Annotated in this window: 22 protein-coding genes and 3 tRNA genes; 9 read left to right on the top strand and 16 right to left on the bottom strand. The window is 63.6% G+C overall.

From position 1 onward, the window contains the following. Positions 1–2 precede the first annotated feature (2 nt). The 6 genes from FAZ11_RS07660 to FAZ11_RS07685 are packed head-to-tail and all read right to left on the bottom strand — an operon-like array spanning position 3 to position 5104. Positions 3–656 carry an HAD family hydrolase gene (locus tag FAZ11_RS07660; protein ID WP_058765037.1) on the bottom strand — a complete coding sequence of 218 codons (654 nt, stop codon included), beginning with the start codon at positions 654–656 and terminating at the stop codon, positions 3–5. Further along, on the bottom strand, positions 653–1642 hold the full coding sequence (locus FAZ11_RS07665; protein ID WP_137279474.1) for an ABC transporter ATP-binding protein: 990 nt from the start codon (positions 1640–1642) through the stop codon (positions 653–655). Before FAZ11_RS07665 ends, FAZ11_RS07660 begins: the two co-directional genes overlap by 4 nt. Beyond that, positions 1639–2424 carry an ABC transporter permease gene (locus FAZ11_RS07670; protein ID WP_058767234.1) on the bottom strand — a complete coding sequence of 262 codons (786 nt, stop codon included), beginning with the start codon at positions 2422–2424 and terminating at the stop codon, positions 1639–1641. The genes FAZ11_RS07665 and FAZ11_RS07670 overlap by 4 nt, the downstream gene beginning before the upstream one ends. Further along, positions 2411–3244, bottom strand: coding sequence for an ABC transporter permease (locus FAZ11_RS07675; protein WP_137279473.1), 834 nt, complete (start codon positions 3242–3244; stop codon positions 2411–2413). Before FAZ11_RS07675 ends, FAZ11_RS07670 begins: the two co-directional genes overlap by 14 nt. After that, on the bottom strand, positions 3241–4038 hold the full coding sequence (locus FAZ11_RS07680; RefSeq protein ID WP_058772019.1) for an alkaline phosphatase family protein: 798 nt from the start codon (positions 4036–4038) through the stop codon (positions 3241–3243). The genes FAZ11_RS07675 and FAZ11_RS07680 overlap by 4 nt, the downstream gene beginning before the upstream one ends. Before the next feature lie 4 nt (positions 4039–4042). Further along, positions 4043–5104 (bottom strand): ABC transporter substrate-binding protein, encoded by a 1062-nt coding sequence (locus tag FAZ11_RS07685; protein WP_058789809.1) that lies wholly within the window; start codon positions 5102–5104, stop codon positions 4043–4045. A gap of 182 nt (positions 5105–5286) precedes the next feature. Here FAZ11_RS07685 and FAZ11_RS07690 point away from each other — a divergent pair, with 182 nt between their 5' ends. Beyond that, entirely contained in the window at positions 5287–6024 is a 738-nt protein-coding gene (locus FAZ11_RS07690; RefSeq protein WP_058789810.1) for a UTRA domain-containing protein, read from the top strand. Positions 6025–6031: 7 nt separating this feature from the next. Here FAZ11_RS07690 and FAZ11_RS07695 read toward each other — a convergent pair whose 3' ends face one another. The 6 genes from FAZ11_RS07695 to minC all read right to left on the bottom strand — a co-directional run bounded on the left by FAZ11_RS07695 (position 6032) and on the right by minC (position 10667). After that, positions 6032–7321 (bottom strand): M18 family aminopeptidase, encoded by a 1290-nt coding sequence (locus tag FAZ11_RS07695; protein ID WP_137279472.1) that lies wholly within the window; start codon positions 7319–7321, stop codon positions 6032–6034. 74 nt (positions 7322–7395) lie between these two features. Then, complete coding sequence (locus FAZ11_RS07700) at positions 7396–7974, bottom strand: class I SAM-dependent methyltransferase (protein ID WP_058772018.1); 579 nt, start codon at positions 7972–7974, stop codon at positions 7396–7398. A gap of 49 nt (positions 7975–8023) precedes the next feature. After that, a complete protein-coding gene (locus FAZ11_RS07705) occupies positions 8024–8659 on the bottom strand; it encodes an RluA family pseudouridine synthase (protein ID WP_058765056.1) in 636 nt (211 codons plus the stop codon). Between the two features lie 57 nt (positions 8660–8716). Then, positions 8717–8971 (bottom strand): cell division topological specificity factor MinE, encoded by a 255-nt coding sequence (gene minE, locus FAZ11_RS07710; RefSeq protein ID WP_058765058.1) that lies wholly within the window; start codon positions 8969–8971, stop codon positions 8717–8719. Beyond that, positions 8968–9786 carry a septum site-determining protein MinD gene (gene minD, locus FAZ11_RS07715; RefSeq protein WP_027597673.1) on the bottom strand — a complete coding sequence of 273 codons (819 nt, stop codon included), beginning with the start codon at positions 9784–9786 and terminating at the stop codon, positions 8968–8970. The genes minE and minD overlap by 4 nt, the downstream gene beginning before the upstream one ends. A gap of 134 nt (positions 9787–9920) precedes the next feature. Further along, positions 9921–10667, bottom strand: coding sequence for a septum site-determining protein MinC (gene minC / locus FAZ11_RS07720; RefSeq protein ID WP_058765060.1), 747 nt, complete (start codon positions 10665–10667; stop codon positions 9921–9923). 151 nt (positions 10668–10818) lie between these two features. On the opposite strand from minC, the gene FAZ11_RS07725 reads away from it, so the two are divergent. Both FAZ11_RS07725 and FAZ11_RS07730 read left to right on the top strand, forming a co-directional pair. Continuing rightward, positions 10819–11754, top strand: coding sequence for a lipid A biosynthesis lauroyl acyltransferase (locus FAZ11_RS07725; RefSeq protein ID WP_058765062.1), 936 nt, complete (start codon positions 10819–10821; stop codon positions 11752–11754). Then, complete coding sequence (locus FAZ11_RS07730; RefSeq protein ID WP_058772017.1) at positions 11755–12891, top strand: patatin-like phospholipase family protein; 1137 nt, start codon at positions 11755–11757, stop codon at positions 12889–12891. It begins immediately after the preceding gene. Positions 12892–12894: 3 nt separating this feature from the next. Here FAZ11_RS07730 and FAZ11_RS07735 read toward each other — a convergent pair whose 3' ends face one another. Together FAZ11_RS07735 and FAZ11_RS07740 are read right to left on the bottom strand one after the other, a co-directional pair. Beyond that, positions 12895–13611: an MlaA family lipoprotein gene (locus tag FAZ11_RS07735; RefSeq protein ID WP_240043627.1), complete on the bottom strand. Its 717-nt coding sequence runs from the start codon at positions 13609–13611 to the stop codon at positions 12895–12897. A 94-nt stretch (positions 13612–13705) separates the two neighbouring features. Further along, positions 13706–15013 (bottom strand): alpha/beta fold hydrolase family protein, encoded by a 1308-nt coding sequence (locus FAZ11_RS07740; RefSeq protein ID WP_058765068.1) that lies wholly within the window; start codon positions 15011–15013, stop codon positions 13706–13708. Positions 15014–15275: 262 nt separating this feature from the next. Here FAZ11_RS07740 and FAZ11_RS07745 point away from each other — a divergent pair, with 262 nt between their 5' ends. Next, complete coding sequence (locus FAZ11_RS07745; protein WP_058772016.1) at positions 15276–16130, top strand: glycine betaine ABC transporter substrate-binding protein; 855 nt, start codon at positions 15276–15278, stop codon at positions 16128–16130. 43 nt (positions 16131–16173) lie between these two features. Here the strand turns inward: FAZ11_RS07745 and folD are convergent, their stop codons facing one another. After that, positions 16174–17028 (bottom strand): bifunctional methylenetetrahydrofolate dehydrogenase/methenyltetrahydrofolate cyclohydrolase FolD, encoded by an 855-nt coding sequence (gene folD / locus FAZ11_RS07750; protein ID WP_058762801.1) that lies wholly within the window; start codon positions 17026–17028, stop codon positions 16174–16176. A 248-nt stretch (positions 17029–17276) separates the two neighbouring features. Here folD and FAZ11_RS07755 point away from each other — a divergent pair. From FAZ11_RS07755 to FAZ11_RS07765, 3 genes are all read left to right on the top strand, one after another. After that, a tRNA-Arg gene (locus FAZ11_RS07755) sits at positions 17277–17353 on the top strand. Between the two features lie 35 nt (positions 17354–17388). Further along, positions 17389–17464 (top strand) — tRNA-His (locus FAZ11_RS07760). A gap of 51 nt (positions 17465–17515) precedes the next feature. Continuing rightward, positions 17516–17600 (top strand) — tRNA-Leu (locus tag FAZ11_RS07765). A 120-nt stretch (positions 17601–17720) separates the two neighbouring features. Here the strand turns inward: FAZ11_RS07765 and FAZ11_RS07770 are convergent. Next, positions 17721–17924 carry a hypothetical protein gene (locus FAZ11_RS07770; protein WP_137279471.1) on the bottom strand — a complete coding sequence of 68 codons (204 nt, stop codon included), beginning with the start codon at positions 17922–17924 and terminating at the stop codon, positions 17721–17723. A gap of 578 nt (positions 17925–18502) precedes the next feature. On the opposite strand from FAZ11_RS07770, the gene FAZ11_RS07775 reads away from it, so the two are divergent. Together FAZ11_RS07775 and FAZ11_RS07780 are read left to right on the top strand one after the other, a co-directional pair. Then, positions 18503–18865 carry a hypothetical protein gene (locus tag FAZ11_RS07775; RefSeq protein ID WP_058762802.1) on the top strand — a complete coding sequence of 121 codons (363 nt, stop codon included), beginning with the start codon at positions 18503–18505 and terminating at the stop codon, positions 18863–18865. Between the two features lie 177 nt (positions 18866–19042). Further along, positions 19043–19828: a sulfite exporter TauE/SafE family protein gene (locus FAZ11_RS07780; protein ID WP_058762803.1), complete on the top strand. Its 786-nt coding sequence runs from the start codon at positions 19043–19045 to the stop codon at positions 19826–19828. Positions 19829–19841 lie beyond the last annotated feature (13 nt).

Genomic DNA, 19841 nt, shown 5'->3' on the forward strand with positions numbered 1-19841 from the left:
ACTTACCGCCAGCTGAGAATCGGCCAGCCCGCCTGTTCGGCGTGTTCACGCAGCACGGGGTCGGGGTTGACCACATGGGGTTTGCCTACGGCTTTCAGCAGCGGGAGGTCGTTACGTGAGTCGGAATAGAAGCTGGCGCTGGCGAGCAGGCTCTGGTCGCCGTCGAGCAGTTCCAGCAGCCGGGTCAGCTTGCCCTCGCGATAGGTCAGCACCCCTTCCACCTGGCCGTTGTAGACGCCATGGCTGACCTGCAGGTCGATGGCCAATACCTCTTCCACGCCCAGCCGCTCGGCAATGGGCTGCACCAGGTGCACGCCGGAGGCCGAGATGATGATCACCCGGTCGCCAGCGGCGCGGTGGGCGGCGATGCACTTCATGGCGTCGCTGAAAATTATCGGTTCGATGACGTCCTCGACCCAGGGACCGACCTCGAAGTCCACTTCCTCCGGCGTGCGGCCTACCAGGGGTTCGAGGTGGAAGGCCATGTAGTCTTCCATGGCCAGTTGGCCCTTGGCGTAGGCGGCCATGAGTTCGGTGTCGCGCTGGATGAAGGATTCGGGGTCGACCCAGCCGAGGACGCCCATCTGGCGGCTCCAGAGGCTGGCACAGTCACCGTCGATGAGGGTTTCGTCGAGATCGAAAATCGCCAGGGTCATGCTACTTCTCTCAGGCTGTCGGAATTGACGGTTAGGGTGACGGCCGTGCCGTTCGCGTGCAAGGCTTCCGGCCCGTGGTTGAGCACGTCGACGTTGAGCTCGCAGGCTTCGGTGGCGATCCGGTAGCGGATCACATTGCCCAGCAGGCTGTGGCCGACGATCCGGCCCGGGATACCCCCGGTACCGCCGAGGCGAATGGCCTCGGGACGAATCGCCACCTGGCTCTTGAAGGTCTGGCCGAACAACCGGCTGGCCTGGTCGGCATCGAGCAGGTTGTAGTTGCCGATGAAGCCGGCGGCGAAGACGTCCACCGGAGCGGTGTAGAGCGTCTCGGCGTCACCGCTCTGGACGATGCGGCCATCGCGCATCAGCACGATGCGGTCGGACAGGGTGAGGGCTTCTTCCTGGTCGTGGGTGACGAACACCGTGGTCAGGCCCAGTTCCTGCTGGATGGCGCGGATCTGCTCGCGCAGGTGCCGGCGGATGCGCGCATCCAGCGCCGAGAGCGGCTCGTCCAGCAGCAGCAGGCGAGGGCGGACGATCAGTGAGCGCGCCAGGGCCACGCGCTGGCACTGACCGCCGGAGAGTTGGTGCGGGTAGCGCTCGGCGTAGCCTTCGAGTTCCACCAGCGTCAGCGCCTCGACGACCCGCTGGCGGACCTCGTCCCGCGCCAGGCGCTGCATGCGCAGGCCGAAGGCGACGTTCTGCTCCACGGTCATGTTGGGGAACAGGGCGTAGCTCTGGAACACCATGGCAATGCCGCGGCGCTGGGGGGACAGGGCGGTGATGTCCTGGCCCGCCAGCACTATGCTGCCGCGGTCGACCTCGGTGAGACCGGCCAGGCAGCGCAGCAGAGTGGACTTACCGCAACCCGAAGGGCCAAGCAGCGTAACCAGTTCGCCTTGTTCGGCATGGAAGTCGATGTCGGTGAACAAAGTGTCGGCGCCGTAGCGCTTGTGCAGTCCCTTGACCGCGAGATAGCTCATGTCCGCTCCCGATTCAGGCAATTGGCGATCCAGGTCATCAGCAGGACCGCGACGAAGTACGAGATGACCAGGGCACTGGTGAGGTGGCCGCTGCCGTTGCGCAGGTTGTAGAGATAGACCTGCAGCGTTTCGTAGCGGGTGCCCACCAGCAGGTTGGCGAACACGAATTCGCCGATGAGGAAGGAGAAGGACAGGAACAGTGCCACCATCAGTCCGGTTCTCAGGTTGGGCAGCACCACCAGCAGGGCGGCGCGCCAGGAGCTGGCGCCGAGCAGATGAGCCGCGTCCATCAGGTCGCGCAGATTGAGCGCTTGCAGATTGTTGCTGATGGCCCGGTACATGAAGGGCAGGGCGATGGTGAAGTAGCAGAACACCAGGATCCAGGGGGTGCCGGTCAGCGGCAGCGGTCCGCTGGCGTAGAGCTGCAGCAGGCCGACCGCCGAGACCACCGGGGGCACGGCGAAGGGCAGCAGGATCAGCACGTTCATCAGCGCATCCAGCCGCGGGAAGTGATAGGCGATGGCGAACATGGCCGGCAGGATCAGCACGCAGGAGAGCGCCAGGGCGCCGAAGCAGATCGCCAGGGAGCGGCCGAAGGCGGCGAGAAAGCGCGGATCGCTCCACAGCTGCAGGTACCACTTGAAGGTGAAGCCGGCCGGCAGCAGGGTCGCCGACCACTGGGTGGCGAGGGAATAGACCAGGGTCGCGGCCAGGGGCGCGAACAGGATCAGGAACAGCAGCCAGACCACCAGGCGATGGTAGAGACGCTCAGTTCTGGACATGGCGACTCCGCCTTAGCATCCACTGGTGGACGAGGGTGATCAGGGTCATGAAGGCCACCAGTAGCATGGCCAGCGCTGCGGCCAGGTTGGGCTCCAGGTCGATGTCACCGGACACCAGGGCGGCGATGCGCACCGGCACCACGTTGAAGTTGCCGCTGGTGAGGGCGTAGACCGTGGCATAGGCGCCCAGGGCGTTGGCCAGCAGGATGATGAAGGTACCGATCAGCGCCGGGCTGAGCACCGGTAGCCCGATATGCCGCCAGTATTGCCAGGTACCGGCGCCTAGTAGCGCCGCTGCCTCGCGCCAGTCCTGCTTGAGGGCTTCGAAGGCGGGGAGCAGCAGCAGGACGCCCAGGGGAATCTGGAAATAGGTGTAGATGAGGATCAGCCCACCTCTGTTATAGAGATTGAAGCTTTCCAGCAGACCCAGCCGCTGCAGCGCCAGGGTCAGGCAGCCGTTGATCCCCAGCAGGATGATGAAGGCGAAGGCCAGGGGGACCCCGGCGAAGTTGCTGGTCATGTTGGTGAAGGCCACCACGAAGCCGCGCAGGCGCGACTCCACCCGCGTCAGCGAATAGGCGCCGATCAGTGAAATGACCAGGCCCAAGACGCTGGACCAGAGCGAGATCTCCAAAGAAAGGCGGATGGCCTGGAGATAGAAGGGCGAGCCGAGGATTTCACCGTAGTTGGCCAGGCCCCAGCTACCGTCGCTGGCCTGGAAGCTGTTGAGGGCGATCCAGGCCAGGGGTGCCAGTTGGAAGGCGCCGAACACCAGCAGGAAGGGCAGCAACAACAACAGGGCGAGCCAGGAGCGCTTCATGCCAGCAACTCCCGGCAGCAGGGCTTGTCGTGGGCAAGGCCGAGCAGGGTGCAGACCGTGCCGCAGATTTCCACTTGGCGAGGTGTGGCCTCACCCAGGGAAAAGCCAGCGCCAAAGACGAACAGCGGGACCTCGCGCTCTTCGGCCAGGGTGCCGCCATGGCTACGGTCGTCGTTCATGCCGTGGTCGGCGGTCACCAGCACCTGGTAGCCGGCGTCCAGCCAGGTGGGCAGGTAGTGGGACAGCAGGCCATCGGCGCGCCGCGCGGCATTGCGGTATTCGGGGCTGGAGAGACCGTGCCGGTGGCCGGCGTCATCGATGTTCATCGGATGCACCAGCAGGAGGTCCGGGGCATGGGCCAGGCGCAGGTGCTCGGCGTCGTCGAACAGATGGGAATCCGGGTAGTGATCGGCGTAGTAGAAGTGCCCGTGCTGGATCGGCAGGCTGGTGTCGCTGACGTGCCTGTCCCGTGCCGGCTCGAAGGGGGTGCGGTTGTAGAGTTCACTGACCCAGTGATAGGCCGCGGCGGCGGTGGTGAGCCCGGCGGCCTGGGCCAGATGGAAGAGACTCGTCTGGTTGGAGAGGCGATTCACGCCGTTGTGGACGATGCCGCTGCGCACCGGCGGTACGCCGGTGAGCAGGCATTCGTAGAGCGGGCGGGAGAGCGAGGGCAACTCGCACTCCAGCCGATAGAGGCGACCCTGGCCGGCCAGGCAGAGGGCCTGGAGGAAGCCGAGTCCGTGTTCGGCGACTCGCAGGGCGAGTCCGTCCAGCACGACCAAGATGACCTTCATGACGTCACTGCTGCATGTTGATCAGAACGTGCTCCTGCCAGAGCCGCGGCAGGCGCTTGGCGGTCTCTTCCCAGGCCTTGGCGTCGGCGATGGGCCGGGCTTTGGCGTATTCCGCCTGGGGCAGCAACTTGGCCTGGACGTCGGCCGGCAGCGTCAGGTGCTCGGCGCGGATCGGGCGGGCATAGCCCTCGGCCAGGTTGATCTGGCCGGCGTCGGAGAAGATGAACTCACGGGTCAGCTTGGCGGCGTTGGGGTGCTTGGCGTACTTGTTGATGATGGTGGTGTAGCCGGAGGTCACCGAGCCATCGGAGGGAATCAAGACGTCGAAGCGACTACGGTCGATCTGATCGCGATAGTTCAGGGCGTTGAAGTCCCAGACTACGCCGACCTCCACTTCGCCCTTCTCGATGTTGGCCACCACCGGGTTGGTGAAGGATAGGCGGCCCTGCTTGGCCAGCTTGGCGAAGAAGTCCAGCGCCGGCTTGATGTTCTTCTCGTCGCCGCCGTTGGCATAGGCTGCCGCCAGGACGCCGCTGACGGCCTGGGAAGAGGCGCTGACGTCGCCGATGGTGACCTTGTACTTGCCCTTGAGCAGATCGGCCCAGGAATGGGGCACGTCCTTGACGGTCTGCTTGTTGACGATGAAGGCGATGGTGCCGGTGTAGGCCAGCGCCCAGTTGCCGTCCTTGTCCTTGGCCCAAGCCGGTACCTGGTCCCAGGTAGTGGGTTTGTAGGGCTGGGTAACACCCTTCTGTACGGCGATGGGGCCGAAGGAAGCGCCCACGTCACCGATATCGGCGGAGGCGTTCTCGCCTTCGGCGGCGAACTTGGCGATCTCCTGGGCCGAGCTCATGTCGGTATCCTGGTGCTTGAGCCCGTACTTCTGCTCGAGATCGCGCCAGGTGGCTTTCCAGTTCGCCCAGGAGTCGGGCATGCCGACGCTGTTCACTTCGCCTTCCTTGCGGGCGGCGGCTTCGAGGGCTTTGAGATCGACGGTATCGGCGAAGGCGGTACCGGCTTGTACCGCAATGGCAGTGGCCAACAAGGAAGCAAGCAGACGGGTCATACGGGTGCTCCAGGGTCGAGGGCTTGGTCTAGGTCAGCAAGACACAGGCCAATTTAGGAGCCAGGTGTGACGTTTTGATGGCAATGTGCCGTGGACAAGCGGTGGCACGGGCTCTGCAGTCGTCACCTGACGGTCATCTGGCCGTCTTAGTCTCAAGCAAAACCCTAGCCGAGGAGCTCCGGGTGCACCAATCCGAAACTGGTCTAGTCCAAAGAAGTGCACTCGGCGCCGGGGCGATCCGCCAGGCGCTTCAGGAGCAGATCGCTCATGGTTTGCTGCCGGCCATGGGCAAGTTGCCGTCCGAGCGGCAACTGAGCGAATTGTTCGCCACCACCCGCATCACCCTGCGTGAAGCCCTGCTGCAGCTGGAAGCTCTGGGCCTGATCTATCGCGAGGAGCGTCGCGGCTGGTTCGTCGCCCCGCCACGGCTGGCCTACAACCCGCTCGCGCGGACCCACTTCCATGCCATGGTGGAAGCTCAGGGACGTCGCCCGGCGACCGAGGTGCTGGCGGCGCGGCAGATGTTGGCTTCAGCCGAGATCTGCCGACTGCTGGAGTTGCCGGCTCTCTCCAGCGTCTACCAGATCAGGCGCGTGCGCCGCATCGATGGCCGCCTGGTGCTCTATGTCGAGCACTACCTCAATGCGGCCTATTTTCCCGGTCTGCTGGAGCATGACCTCCAGCGCTCCCTCACCGAGCTGTATCGCGACCGTTATGACATCCGCTACGGCGAGGTGCGTTTCGAGATCCTGCCCACGGCACTATTGCCGGAGGCAGCCCAAGCCCTGCGGGTGGCCCAGGGCAGTCCGGCCCTGCACATCACCCGCATCAACCATGACCAGCAGGGTCGGCTGATCGACTGCGACCTGGAATTCTGGCGGCATGACGCCATCCAGGTGAGGGTCGAGGTGCCTGACTAGCCGGGACTCAGAGCGGTAGCTCGGAGCTGGCGTAGAAGGCCGTCAACACCTTGATCAGATAGCCCAGGTCACGACTGCCGGCCAGTTCGCGGATGGAGTGCATGGCGAAGGTGGGCAGGCCGATGTCCACGGTGCGCACGCCCAGTTGCCCGGCGGTGATGGGGCCGATGGTGGAGCCGCAACCCATGTCGCTGCGCACCACGAAGCTCTGCACCGGTACCCCTTCGCGCTGGCAGAGGTCGCGGAAGAAGGCGGCGGTCTCGCTGCTGGTGGCATAACGCTGGTTGGCATTCACCTTGATGACCGGTCCGGCGTTCAGTTTCGGGCCGTGGTTGCCATCGTGCTTGTCGGCGTAGTTGGGGTGCACGCCATGGGCGTTGTCGGCCGAGATCAGCAGCGAGCGTTGCAGGGTGCGGGTAAAGGCATCCCCGGTGGGCAGCAGCCGCTGCAGCACCTGTTCGAGGAAGGGGCCGTCGGCGCCGCAGCAGGAGGTGGAGCCCACTTCCTCATGATCAGTGCAGACCAGCACGGCGTTTTCGTCACCCTCGCTTGCCAGCAGGGCTTCCAGGCCGGCATAGCAGGACAGCAGATTGTCCAGGCGCGCCGCGGCGATGAAGTCGTCTTCCAGGCCGACCAGGGCGGCCGGCTGGACATCGTAGAAGCTCAGCTCGAAATCCAGTACCTCGGCGTCGCCGATGCCGTGCTCCTGTTGCAGGCGGGTGGCCAGCAGGGCGCGGAAGTCGCGCCGCTCGCCGGCAGGTACCTGGGCCAGGATCGGTGGCAATTCGTTCTGGGCATTGATGGCCCAGCCCTGGTTGGCTTCGCGATTGAGGTGGATCGCCAGGTTGGGAATGATCGCCAGCGGTTTGCGGAAATCGACCAGGCGGCTCTGTACGCGCCCTTCGGCGCGGAAGGTTACCCGCCCGGCCAGCGACAGGTCACGATCGAACCAGGGGGCCATGAGCATACCGCCGTAGACCTCGACGCCGAGTTGCCAGAAGCCCTGCCGATGGAGTTCTGGCTGCGGCTTGACCTTGAGGCAGGGGCTGTCGGTGTGGGCGCCGACCAGGCGCAGACCGCGCTCCAGCGGTTGGCCGCCCAGGCGCACGGCGATCAGCGAGGAATCGTTGCGGGTGACGTAGTAGCGGCCGCCGGGCTGAATGGACCAGGTCTCACGCTCATCCAGCCGCTGGTAGCCGGCCGCGTCCAGGCGGGGGGCGAGGCTGGCAGTGGCGTGGAAGGGGGTGGGGGAGCTGGAGAGGAAATCGACGAGGCCTTGGATCTGATCGGTACTCATGAATGACTCCGGACGACGAGGCGTCCAGTCTAGGTTCTAAGGCCCGGAGGAGTCGAGCGTGGTGCCCTGGCTGCTCAGCGTCGGCGCAGCACCAGGTGGTGGATATGCCAGTGCTTGGGCCGGCCGACGGGGGTGTGGCCATCCTCTTCTTCTTCCCGATGATGCAGGACGTCCCAGGCCTCGAGCAGCCGCTGCAGCCCGACCTCGCTCACGACCGTCACGCCCTTGCGGGCCCAGCTATCCCGCTCACCGAACAGTTGTCCGCAGAAGAGCCCTCCCGAACGGGTTGCCGAGGTGATCCGTGCCCACAGCTCGGTAAAGCAGGCCGGTTCGCAGAAGGGCAGGGCGAAGCTGGAATTGACGAGCGCGTAGCGATCCAGTTCCAACGTCTCGAAGCGTGCCTGGCGGGTGTCCAGTCGGTCGCTCAGGGCGTTGGGCACCCGTTGGCGCAATTCGGCGAGCGCCGCGGCCTCTGCATCCACCGCCAGCACCTGCCAGCCCCGTTCGAGCAGCACCAGGGTATCGCGGCCGGTGCCACAACCCAGGTCCAGCGCCCTCGCCGGCGTCTCCTCCCACAGCGACAGTCCCCGCAACAGGGTATCGCGCGGAGCGCCGCCCGCCGTGGCGGCGTAATAGGACGTCCAGTTCGACAAGACACGCTCCTCGAGGGTAGGTGCCGCCAGTATGCCAGCGCCGCAGGCGTCAGAAGGGCGCGGAGCTCTCGAATCTCAGCCGTTCGCCCGAGGTGGGGTGGGTGAGCACCAGCAGGCTGGCGTGCAGGCACAGCCGCGAATGAGCAGCCAACGCTGCGGGATGGGCATAGAGCTGATCGCCCAGCAGCGGATGGCCGATGCTCAACATATGGACCCGCAGCTGATGGGAGCGGCCGGTGATGGGTGTGAGCTCCACCCGGCTGTAATGACCATGACGTTCCAGCACCTGCCAGAAGGTCAGGGCATGGCGGCCCAGTTCGTGATCCACCACATGACGAGGTTTGGTCGGCGGATCGTAGCGCAGCGGCAATTCGATCCGGCCGCTGTTGGCTTCCGGCTCGCCCCAGCACAGGGCGGTGTAGGCCTTTTCCGTCTCCCGGTCATGGAATTGCCGCGACAGCTCGCGATGGCTGTCGGCATCCCGCGCCAGCACTATGACCCCGGAGGTCTCCCAGTCCAGGCGATGGACGATGCGCGCTTCGGGATAGCCGTTCTCCTGCAGGCGGGTCACCAGGCAGTCGCGATTGTCTTCGGCGCGGCCAGGTACCGAAAGCAGCAGGGTGGGCTTGTCCACCACCAGCAGGGCGTCGTCCTGATGAATGATGCGGATGTTGGAGAGGGGCATGGTTTTCCTAAACGCCAACGGCGGCCCTGGGGCCGCCGCTGTCCTGCACCTCGCGCCTCAGCGGTCGGGCAGGGTGATATTGAGTTCCAGGATGGAGCAACTGCCCTGGTTTTCCAGTTCCACCTGGATCTGGTCCTGCTCGATGGGCACGTACTTGCGGATCACTTCCAGCAAGTCCTTCTGCAACTGCGGCAGGTAATCCGGTTGGGCATGACGACCGCGCTCGTGGGCGACGATGATCTGTAGCCGTTCCTTGGCTATCGAAGCGCTGTTCTGCTTCTTCCGATCGCGAAAGAAGTCGAAGATGCTCATTCGCCACCACCCCCGAACAGACGTTGCAGGAAGCCTTTCTTCTTCACGTCGAGGAAGCGGTAGGCCACTTCCTTGCCGAGCAGTCGCTCCACGGTATCACTGTACGCCTGGCCGGCATCGCTCTGTTCGTCGAGAATCACCGGAATACCCTGGTTCGACGCCTTGAGCACCGCCTGGGATTCCGGGATCACGCCGAGCAGACGGATGGACAGGATCTCTTCCACGTCTTCGACGCCGAGCATTTCGCCCTTGGTGACGCGCTCGGGGTTGTAGCGGGTCAGCAGCAGGTGCTCCTTGATGGCTTCCTCGCCCTTTTCGGCGCGGCGCGACTTGCTGGCCAGCAGGCCGAGCATGCGGTCGGAGTCACGCACCGAGGAGACTTCGGGGTTGGTCACCACGATGGCCTCGTCGGCGAAATACATCGCCAGGTGGGCACCCTTCTCGATACCGGCCGGGGAGTCGCAGACGATGAAGTCGAAGGTCTGCTTGAGTTCGTTGATCACGCGCTCGACGCCGTCCTGGGTTAGGGCGTCCTTGTCACGGGTCTGGCTGGCGGCGAGCACGAAAAGGTTCTCGAGACGCTTGTCCTTGATCAGGGCCTGGGTCAGGGTCGCCTCGTTGTTGATCACGTTGACGAAGTCGTACACCACCCGGCGCTCGCAACCCATGATCAGGTCGAGGTTACGCAGGCCGACGTCGAAGTCGACGATGACGGTCTTGTGCCCACGCAGGGCGAGGCCGGTGCCGATGGCAGCGCTGCTGGTGGTCTTGCCGACGCCGCCTTTGCCGGAGGTGACTACGAGTACTTTGGCCAAACTGATTCACCTTGATCGAAAGTAATAACTGAAACGACTCGACGCCCTCGATGACGAGATTGCAGGCGTGTTCGCGCTTCGTTCGAGCGTTGGCGGCACGGCCGCCAAGTGCGAAAAATTCGCGGAAGTATCCGTTAAAGGCGGGTGATGTTCAACACATCTCCCACCAAACTGACCTGTACCGGATTACCCCATTGTGGATGGCGTCGCAGGTCTTCGGCGACCTTGTACTGGCCGGCGATGGAGAGCAGTTCCGCGGTCAACTGCTGGCAGAAGATCCGCGCTTTAGTATCACCTTTGACGCCGGCCAGGGCACGGCCGCGCATGGGGCCGTAGACATGGATGTTGCCATCGGCGAGTAATTCGGCGCCCGGGCTGACCGGTGCCAGCACCACCAGATCGCCCGCCGGGGCGTAGAGTTGCACGCCGCCGCGCACCGGCGCGGTGATGATCTTGGTCGGGTTGATCAAGGGCGCGGCTGGCTTGGGCGGCTCCACCGGCTTGGCCGGCTCGCGGTCGCGGACTTCGAGCTGGCGTTCGCGCCCCCCGGAGCTGGGCGGCAGGATCGGCAGGTCGTAATCGTTGGCCGCGGCCAGGTCCTCGTCGCGACTGGCGCGCAAGGCGAGGGTACGCAGGCCGTGGCGTCGGCAGAGGTCGAGCAGGGCGCCGAGATCGAGTCGGCCGGCATCCTCGCCCAGCTTGTCCAGGGCCAGGACCAGCGGGGTTTCCTGGAAGAAGTTCGGTGCCTGGGCAACCTTCTGTGCCAGTTGCCGGTCCAGGCGACCCAGGTCGTTGCGGAGAAGCTCCAGGACGGTCACGGCGAGCATGTTGCCCTTGAGCTGGAAGACGGAGTCGCTTTCGGAGGGGTCGGCTGCGGTCATGGTGGGTACTTGTGCTTGGATGGCGGGACTTATAGCGGGATGCCCGGCGTGTCGCAACCCTCGCCGGGCGATCCGGGTCGTGACTGTGAAGGCTACGGGAAATCTGTGCGAGGCCTGTAGAATGGCGTGACTTTTTCATGCAGGAGTTCCGATGGAGCGGCCGTCTTTCCGCCTCGCCTTTCTCAATCCACGTTACTGGCCGCTCTGGCTGGGGCTGGGCCTGCTCTGGCTGCTGGTGCAACTACCCTATGGAGTGCTGCTGCGGATCGCCGATGGCCTCGGCTGGGTGTTCTATCAAGTGGCTGGTCAGCGCCGGGCCATTGCCCGTCGTAACCTCGAATTGTGTTTTCCCCAATTGGACGAGCGGGCTCGTGAGCTCCTGCTCAGGCGCAATTTCGCCAGCAGTGCCATGGCGCTGCTGGAAATGGCCATGAGCTGGTGGTGGCCGCGCCAGCGGCTGGCCCGGTTGGCCCACATCGAAGGACTGGAACACCTGCAGGCCGCCCAGCGCGACGGGCAGGGCGTGATTCTCATGGCGCTGCATTTCACCACCCTGGAAATCGGTGCCGCGCTGCTCGGCCAGCGGCACACCATCGATGGCATGTACCGCCAGCACAAGAATCCGGTCTTCGATTTCGTCCAGCGCCAGGGACGCGAGCGGCACAACGGGGACGCGACCGCCATCGAGCGTGAGGACGTGCGCGCCATGCTCAAGGTACTGCGCGCCGGGCGGGCTATCTGGTATGCGCCGGATCAGGACTATGGCGCCAAGCAGAGTCTGTTCGTCCCGCTGTTCGGCATTCCCGCGGCCACCGTGACCGCGACGACCAAGTTCGCCCGGCTGGGACGGGCACGGGTATTGCCCTTCACCCAGGAGCGCCTGGCCGACGGCTCCGGCTACCGGCTCGTCATCCATCCGCCGTTGGCCGATTTCCCCGGCGAGAGCGAGGAAGCCGATTGCCGGCGGATCAATCAGTGGGTGGAGCACTGCGTCAGCGAGTTGCCGGAGCAATACCTGTGGGCGCATCGCCGCTTCAAGACGCGGCCGCCGGGAGAGCCCAAGCTGTATCCGAAGAAGAGGCGCTAGATGAGCGAAGCGCCCGAGCAACGTACCGGACTCATCCTGGCGGGCGGCGGCGCCCGGGCGGCCTATCAGGTCGGGGTGCTGCAAACCGTGGCAGCGGCCCTGGATCGGCGGGCGGACAATCCCTTTCCCATTCTTGTCGGGACTTCGGCGGGCGCGCTCAATGCGGCGGTGCTCGCCTGTGGCGCCCTGGATTTCAGCCGCGCGGTCGAGCGCCTGGCCGCGGTGTGGTCTGGTCTCGAAACCGGGATGATCTATCGCAGCGATTGGCTCGGAGCGACCCGGCAAGCCGGTCGTTTCGGCTTGCAGACCTTGTTTGGCGCCTGGCGCCAGGAGCCGCTGGCACTGCTGGACAACGCTCCGCTAAGGGCGCTGCTGACCCGCGAGCTGGACTTCTCCGGTATCACCGCCGCGTTGCGCGCCCGGGCACTGCGGGCGGTGGCGGTCACGGCCTTCGGTTATGCGTCCGGGCAGGCGATGACCTTTTATCAAAGCCATGGCGCGCTCGACCCCTGGTTTCGCCATCGGCGGGTTGGCGTGCCGGCACGGCTGGCGGTCGACCACCTGATGGCCAGTACGGCCATTCCGCTGTTCTTCCCGCCGGTAAAGGTGGGCCGAGAGTTTCTCGGCGACGGCTCGGTGCGGCAGACGGCGCCCATCAGCCCAGCGCTGCATCTGGGTGCGGATCGAGTACTGGTGATAGGTCTAGGTGCCCCAGGAGGCAATGAACACGCCTTGCTGGGACGCCCCCCCAGCGTCGCGCAGATTGGCGGTCATCTGCTCAACAGCACCTTCGTCGATGCCTTGGACAGCGATACCGAGGCATTGCGGCGGCTCAATCTACTGAGCAGTGCCCTGCCGGCGGGCGATCCGGTCACGGGAAGATTGTGCCGCCCGGTCGAGATGCTGGTCATCTCGCCGAGCCAGCCGCTGGCGGACATAGCTACAAGGCACCGCAAGCGCCTGCCGCCAGCCCTGCGGCAATTGTTGCGGGGCGTCGGCGTCAACCGACCCTCGGGTAGTGCCCTGCTCAGCTATCTGCTGTTCGAGTCCGCGTATTGCCAGGAGCTAATGGCCCTTGGGCGAGCCGATGCGCAACTCCGGCTGGCGGAGTTGCGCACCTTCCTCAGGCCGTCCTGAGCCTCATTCGGCGATTTGCAGTTCGCGCGCCTTGGTATAGAAGTAGCGCAGCTTTTCGTACTCGAAGGGCGAGTCGAATTGGCCGTAGCGGAACTTGTTTACATACCTGAGGTTGACGGCACGCAGCAGGATGATCTCCGGATGGCGACCGCTTTCCTGGCTGACGTTGAGGAAGTTGATCTGGCTCTCGGCGGTGAAGTCGAAGGCCAGGCCCGTGGTGTCGCGCAGGTTGGACGGGCCGAGCACTGGCAGCATCAGGTAGGGGCCAGCGCCGATGCCATAGAAGCCAAGGGTTTCGCCGAAATCCTCGGGCTGCCGCACCAGACCCATGCGGGTGGCCGGGTCCCACAGGCCGAAGACACCGAGGGTGGTGTTGATCAGCAGGCGGCCGGAGGTATCCAGGGCGCGCCGGCCCTTGAACTGCAGCAGGCTGTTGACCAGGTTGGTCACGTCGCCCAGGTTGGCGAAGAAGTTGCTCACGCCAGAGCGGACGAAGCCGGGGGTGATGTAGCGATAGCCGTTGACTACCGGCAACAGCACCCACTGGTCCAGCCGGTAGTTGAAGTGATAGACGCGCCGGTTCCAGGGTTCCAGCGGGTCGTAGATATCCAACGCCTCAAGGGACGCGCGCTCGAATTCACGCTGGTCGAGACCTGGGTTGTACTTCAGGGTCGACAGCGGATTGGTGAAGCCGTCCGCGCCCACCGGTGCCGGCGGCATGGTGGTGGAGGATTCGGTCAGGGAGGAGGACGCGGCATTCGGCTCGGCGGCGAAGGCGGAGGCACTAGCCAGTAGCAGCAGGGCGAGAAGGGATCTAACCACGGGCGAAGAACTCCAGCATGGCGTTCGCATTGACGCGGTAGTTGAGGTTGCCGCAGTGACCGCCGTAGGGATAGACGGTCAGGCGATCGCCGAAGGTCCTGCGCAGGAAGCCGAGGTCGCCGGGGCCGAGGATGATGTCGTCGGCATTGTGCATGACGCCGATCTTAGTGCTGGTGCGTAGATAGTCTTCCAGGGCCGGAAGACTGGACTGGTACGCCAGCTGGCTGACGGCATTACCCTTGAAGTTCTTCTGCCAGAAGGGTAGTACCTGCTCGGTCATGTAGCAGTCGAAGTCGCACTGCAGCGAGCGGGCTAAGAAGGGCGTCAGGCTGGTGCCTTCGGTGATGGGGTAGTTCGGGGGAGTGATCAGGCCGCGACGGTTGATCAGATCCGCGGTGAAGGAGATATCGGCTGCCGAGAAGCGGAAGACCGAGCCGATCAGCATGGCCATCTCCTCGTTGCTCAGACGCTCCGGGGAGTCCTGCAGGTCCTGGACCACGGCATCGTTGAAGTCGACATAGCCCTTTTCGCGGAAATAGCGCGTCAGCTTGGCGAGGATCAGCTCGTAGAAGGTGCGGGTGTTGGTCACGCCCTTCACCTCGGTCTGCACCAGGCGGTCGAGGTTGCGTACCGAGGTCAGCAGGTTGACCGGCGGATTGACCATCAGCACCCGCTTGAAGTTGAAGCTGCGCATGCTTTCGTCGAGGTGGGCGACGAAGGCGGCATCCAGGCCGCCAAGGCTGTAACCGGTGAGAAAGTATTCGGTCACCGGCAGCTTGGGATGCTGGGCGCGGATCGCCTGCATGGCCCGGTAGAGATCCTCGGCGTCCTGCGGCGTATAGCCCGGAGTGGCGGTACGCGAGGCGGAGGCCATGAAGTCCCAACTGGTCGGTGAGGACACCTGTACCACGTGGTAGCCGGCGGAGTAGTAGAGACGCTTGAGGTAGTCCACCGTACTGGCGGCGTAATTGGCACCGGTACCGGCGATGATGAAGATCAGCGGCGCCGGGTGCGACTGACGGGCCAGGATGTAATGGAATTTCTTCACCGGCCAGAAGTTATCCGGCAACTGGTACTGGCGCTCGGGCCGCAGATTGATGGTGTATTCGTCCTGGTCGATGCTGCTGTTCTTGGGCAGCTCCGGGCGCAGGGCTTCGGGCGTGGTGGTGATGGTCGCTTCGAAGGGATTGATCAGCGGGTAGCCGTACGTAGCGGCATCCACATCCGCCGCCTGGGCGACGCCGAGCAAACCAGGTAAGAGCGCGCCCAGCAGGGCGACGACGCGCAACGGATGACGCATGGACAGAGTCCTTTCAGGGGGCTGAGAGCGTTAGTAAGACAACGGTCCGTGGATAGGTTGCATCGACAGCCGGAGCTTTTCGCGAGGCGTCGATTACAGAGGGCTCCGTGCCTGCCGTCAAGCGACAGTCATTGTCGCGATAAGAGCGGTTCCTGTCGCTAAGGGTTCGCTACACGTCGCGGGGATGGCAGTGCCGATCTTCCGGAATCCGAATGATTGAGGTAGGGCAACCGCCCGAATTCCACTGCGAGAGGACTGCTGCATGAGCATGGTGAAGAAACTGTTAGGGATTGGACTCGGTGTTGCGCTCACCACGGCCGTGGGTATTGCCCAGGCGGCGGCCAAGCCCGAGATCACCATCGGCTATGTCGACGGCTGGGCGGACAGCGTGGCTACCACGTTCACCGCGGCTACTGTGATTCGCGAGAAGCTGGGCTATGAAGTCAAGCTGATGCCGGTCGCGGCCGGCATCATGTGGCAGGGCGTCGCTCGCGGCAAGCTGGATGCCATGCTGTCCGCCTGGCTGCCGGTCACCCATGGCGCTTACTACGACAAGATGAAGGATCAGGTGGTCGACCTGAACGTCAACACGCCTGACGCAAAGATCGGTCTGATCGTGCCCGACTACGTCAAGATCAACAGCATCGCCGATCTGGAAGCTCAGAAAGCTGAGTTCGGCGGTCGCATTATCGGTATCGATGCCGGTGCCGGGGTCATGCTCAAGGCCGATCAGGCGATCAAGGACTACGGTCTGGACTACAAGCTGGTCGCCAGTTCGGGTAGCGGCATGATCGCCGAACTGACCCGTGCCGAGAAAGATCAGAAGCCGGTCGTGGTCACCGGCTGGATTCCGCACTGGATGTTCGCCAAGTGGAAGCTCAAGTTCCTTGAAGATCCCAAGGGTGTCTTCGGTGGTTCCGAGCATGTGGATACCGTCGCCAACCCTGCCCTGGAAGCCAAGGCCAAGCCGGTCTGGGACTTCCTGAAGAAATTCGCCTGGAAGCCGGGTCAGGTCAACGAGGTGATGCTGGCGATCGAAGAAGGCCAGACGCCTGAAGCCGCCGCCAAGGCCTGGGTCGCTGCCCATCCGGAAGAGGTCAAGTCCTGGGTGCAGTAACAGTCAAGGCAATAAATAACGGGCCCTAGGGCCCGTTTTTGCGTCAGCTGTGCAATTGCTCCGCAGCGTACAGAGTGTTTTCCAGCAGGCAGGCCCGCGTCATGGGGCCCACACCACCGGGCACCGGCGTGATCCAGCTGGCGCGTTCGCGGGCGCTCTCGTACTCCACGTCGCCGACCAGGCGGCCGTCGGCTTGGCGGTTGATGCCCACGTCAATGACGATGGCGCCTGGCTTGATCCATTCACCCTTGACCAGATCCGGCTTGCCCACGGCGACCACGACCAGATCGGCTTGGCGTACGTGGTGCTCCAGTGAGCGGGTGAAGCGGTGGGTGACCGTTGCGGTGCAGCCCGCCAGCAACAGTTCCAAGGCCATCGGGCGTCCGACGATATTGGAGGCGCCGACGACGACGGCATCCAGGCCGTAGAGATCGACACCGGTGCTGTGCAGCAGGGTCATGATGCCCTTGGGGGTGCAGGGGCGCAGCAGAGGGTTGCGTTGCGCCAGGCGTCCCAGGTTGTAGGGGTGGAAACCATCCACGTCCTTGTCGGTGCGGATGCGTTCAAGCAGTTGGGTGGCATCCAGGTGCGCGGGGAGGGGTAGCTGCAGCAGGATGCCGTCGACGCTGGAGTCTTCGTTCAGGCGATCGATCAGGGCTTCCAACTCATCCTGGCTGGTGGTGGCCGGTAGGTCATGGGCATAGGAGTCGAAGCCGACCTCCTCGCAGTCCTTGCGCTTGTGCGCTACATACACCCGTGAAGCGGGATCGTCGCCGACCAGGATGACGGCGAGGCCGGGGGCGCGCAGTCCGGCGCTACGACGTTGGGAGACTCGCTGGGCAATATCCTGGCGCAGGCGGGCGGCAATGGACTTGCCGTCGATCAGTTGAGCGGTCATGGGCGATTTCTGGTGGTGACAGGAAAAAGGTCGCGTATTTTCGCACGGACGGGCCCGCTGGCAACAGCGACCGCTCAGCAAGGGCTAACTCATTCTTCTGCTTAAAATTTTTTAAGAAATTTGTTGACGGGCAGGCAGGAGCTTTATAACATGCGCCCCGCTTGCCGAGCACAGCCCAAGTCACTGACGAAGGGCAAAGCCAGAGGCTTCACACCAAAGAAGTCTCGGCAAGGGCAGCTGCCGAACAGGCGCCCGTAGCTCAGCTGGATAGAGCATCCGCCTTCTAAGCGGATGGTCGCAGGTTCGAGTCCTGCCGGGCGCGCCATTGGCGGTTCGGCGACGGCAAGCATGAAAGATATGGTGGGCGTAGCTCAGTTGGTAGAGCACAGGATTGTGGCTCCTGGTGTCGTGGGTTCGATTCCCATCGTCCACCCCATATTCTGCGAACGCCAGACCTCGTGTCTGGCGTTCGTATTTCAAGCGTCTCGCGGACGTGGTGGAATTGGTAGACACACCAGATTTAGGTTCTGGCGCCGCAAGGTGTGAGAGTTCGAGTCTCTCCGTCCGCACCAATCAAAGTTGTACGCTAAAAAGACCGGCCAAGTGCCGGTTTTTTCGTTTCTGCGATCCCTGCGATCAACCAATCCGGGCTGTCTGGCTGAGTCGAGTGCTAGGGCGTTGGCCGCGCGATGCTAAAGCCAATAACGAATTGGAAAAAGCGGGATGGCACCCAGCACGGTGACGCAGACCGACAGGCCAAGCAGCAACGTGGTCAAAGTACGCCCCGCACCGCTTCGATTAGACGACTTTTCGGTAGCGCTGTTGGGATCGCTGCCAGGAGCGGAGGCCGCATCAGGCTCGAACAGCGTGATTGAACGGGCCAGTTGAGTTCGCATGAACGTACCTCAACATCTGCACTGATGGATGTTCGATTGGCAGTCGCGGACCGCAGTCGAGCGTTTCGCTTAGTCACTTGCTTCGGTATAGCTCGCAACAGAGCGTTGTCAAGCCTGGGCCCGCGTTTCGCTTTGGTTGGCCGTGCTCAATGCAAGTGATCATTTCGATCAGCAGAAACAGGGCGCCACCCAGAATTTCGCCGTTGTGCGAGCGGTCCGGCGTCGTCAACTACCTGTACTCAGATCGCCGAAGTAACGGCTCCTGGCGGAGGCGTCCGCTTTGACCCGGGGCGCTATCGCTACCCCACGAACCCGACGTTGGTTCATTCCAGTCAACCGGATTCCACGAGGCCGTTGGCGCGTAAAAGGTTCGCTACGAGTTGGCATAGCGCCGAATCACCGAGCTCTACTGCCTGGAAGGCTCTCGTTCCTGTGCGAGGAAGTCGGGTGGGGCGCCTCAACTCCAGATATGGCTGGAGAAAATATTGTACGACCTCACTGAAAAAACGCGATCACTCAAGGTCTCAGATGACTTAGGTAGTCTTTGAGGGCTATCGGTTGTAAGGAAGAAAGGTTAAATGAGCAGGAATTCGACGCGTAAGTTACTGGTGCTCAGTGCAGGGTTCGCGCTGTTGGTGGTGGCGGCTCTGCTGACCACGCACAAGACCGATTCCGAGAGTAGCGAGCCTGCCGTGGTCGCCACGACCACGCCTCCGGTAGCGGCCCACGCTCCGACTACGGGAACGCATGCAGTCGCCGAGGCACACAAGCAGGATCTGGACAGTTTTATCACCCAATCGAGTTTGACGCCCTGTCCTACGCCCATGCCCAAGACCATCACGGACGTGGCCTGCCGGGATGCGGTCGAGGCCCATGCACGACGCGCAGGCTATAGCCCGGAAGAGGTGAGCGCTTATCTGGAGGCACACCGTGCTCCTTGAGCCGGGTGCGGGCAGTAGCCGGTGTAGCAGAAAAGAGCAGGTGTTTTCGTGCCAGGTTGTAAGCTGAAGGCTTGTGTTTAGGTTATAAGCAAAGAGCTTTTAGGTATATCCCGACATAAACAGAGCCGCTATGCTGTTCCGCCTCTGAATGAGCCGGCAACGGCAATTGGGACGGTAATGGAAGTAGGGGCGGCAGGCTTCGTCATCGCGGGGCTGGTGGTAGGTTTCATCGTTGGCATGACTGGCGTGGGCGGCGGATCGCTCATGACTCCCATCCTGCTCTGGTTCGGTATCAATCCCGCTGCCGCCGTTGGCACCGATCTGCTCTATGCGGCCATCACCAAGGCCGGGGGTGTCTGGGTTCACCAGCGCAATCGCAACATCGACTGGAAGGTGACCGGTTGGCTAGCTGCGGGTAGCGTACCGGCAGCTGCCCTGACGCTGCTGGCGCTGGCCCTGTTGCCCGGTGATCAGCATGCCACCAATGCGCTGATCAAGCAGGCGCTTGGCATTGTGCTGTTGCTGACGGCAGCGGCCATTCTGTTCAAGAAGCAGATCTTCGCCTTCGCCAGTCAGCATGCCGGGGATGGCTTTCATCTGAGCGCTGGCCGCCTCAACGCCCTGACGGTACTGACCGGGGCGATCCTGGGCTTCATGGTCACCCTGACCTCCATCGGTGCCGGTGCCCTGGGTACGGTGGCGCTGTTTCTGCTTTATCCGTTGATGGCGACGCGTCGCCTGGTAGGGACCGAAATCGCTCATGCGGTGCCGCTGACCTTGGTCGCGGGGTTGGGCCATGCCGGCCTGGGTAACCTGGATTGGCAGGTGCTGGGCTTTCTGCTGCTGGGCTCGCTACCGGGTATCTTCGTCGGTAGTCATCTCTCCGGCCGGGTGCCGGATACGGTGCTCCGGCCCTGTCTCGCCATCATGTTGATGCTCATCGGCGCCAAGCTGGTGGCCTGACCGGCGTCCCAAT

Source organism: Pseudomonas rhizoryzae, from assembly GCF_005250615.1.
Classification (GTDB): domain Bacteria; phylum Pseudomonadota; class Gammaproteobacteria; order Pseudomonadales; family Pseudomonadaceae; genus Chryseomonas; species Chryseomonas rhizoryzae.

Excerpts from the sequence above, each read along its gene's own strand:
- FAZ11_RS07725 (WP_058765062.1), top strand. The coding sequence starts at position 10,819 with ATGGAGCGGCCGTCTTTCCGCCTCGCCTTTCTCAATCCACGTTACTGG.
- FAZ11_RS07780 (WP_058762803.1), top strand. The coding sequence starts at position 19,043 with ATGGAAGTAGGGGCGGCAGGCTTCGTCATCGCGGGGCTGGTGGTAGGT.
- minE (WP_058765058.1), bottom strand. The coding sequence starts at position 8,971 with ATGAGCATCTTCGACTTCTTTCGCGATCGGAAGAAGCAGAACAGCGCT.
- FAZ11_RS07705 (WP_058765056.1), bottom strand. The coding sequence starts at position 8,659 with ATGCCCCTCTCCAACATCCGCATCATTCATCAGGACGACGCCCTGCTG.
- FAZ11_RS07695 (WP_137279472.1), bottom strand. The coding sequence starts at position 7,321 with ATGAGTACCGATCAGATCCAAGGCCTCGTCGATTTCCTCTCCAGCTCC.
- FAZ11_RS07685 (WP_058789809.1), bottom strand. The coding sequence starts at position 5,104 with ATGACCCGTCTGCTTGCTTCCTTGTTGGCCACTGCCATTGCGGTACAA.
- FAZ11_RS07670 (WP_058767234.1), bottom strand. The coding sequence starts at position 2,424 with ATGTCCAGAACTGAGCGTCTCTACCATCGCCTGGTGGTCTGGCTGCTG.
- FAZ11_RS07745 (WP_058772016.1), top strand. The coding sequence starts at position 15,276 with ATGAGCATGGTGAAGAAACTGTTAGGGATTGGACTCGGTGTTGCGCTC.
- FAZ11_RS07665 (WP_137279474.1), bottom strand. The coding sequence starts at position 1,642 with ATGAGCTATCTCGCGGTCAAGGGACTGCACAAGCGCTACGGCGCCGAC.
- folD (WP_058762801.1), bottom strand. The coding sequence starts at position 17,028 with ATGACCGCTCAACTGATCGACGGCAAGTCCATTGCCGCCCGCCTGCGC.
- FAZ11_RS07775 (WP_058762802.1), top strand. The coding sequence starts at position 18,503 with ATGAGCAGGAATTCGACGCGTAAGTTACTGGTGCTCAGTGCAGGGTTC.
- FAZ11_RS07680 (WP_058772019.1), bottom strand. The coding sequence starts at position 4,038 with ATGAAGGTCATCTTGGTCGTGCTGGACGGACTCGCCCTGCGAGTCGCC.
- FAZ11_RS07730 (WP_058772017.1), top strand. The coding sequence starts at position 11,755 with ATGAGCGAAGCGCCCGAGCAACGTACCGGACTCATCCTGGCGGGCGGC.
- minC (WP_058765060.1), bottom strand. The coding sequence starts at position 10,667 with ATGACCGCAGCCGACCCCTCCGAAAGCGACTCCGTCTTCCAGCTCAAG.
- FAZ11_RS07675 (WP_137279473.1), bottom strand. The coding sequence starts at position 3,244 with ATGAAGCGCTCCTGGCTCGCCCTGTTGTTGTTGCTGCCCTTCCTGCTG.
- FAZ11_RS07770 (WP_137279471.1), bottom strand. The coding sequence starts at position 17,924 with ATGCGAACTCAACTGGCCCGTTCAATCACGCTGTTCGAGCCTGATGCG.
- FAZ11_RS07740 (WP_058765068.1), bottom strand. The coding sequence starts at position 15,013 with ATGCGTCATCCGTTGCGCGTCGTCGCCCTGCTGGGCGCGCTCTTACCT.
- FAZ11_RS07660 (WP_058765037.1), bottom strand. The coding sequence starts at position 656 with ATGACCCTGGCGATTTTCGATCTCGACGAAACCCTCATCGACGGTGAC.
- FAZ11_RS07735 (WP_240043627.1), bottom strand. The coding sequence starts at position 13,611 with ATGCCGCCGGCACCGGTGGGCGCGGACGGCTTCACCAATCCGCTGTCG.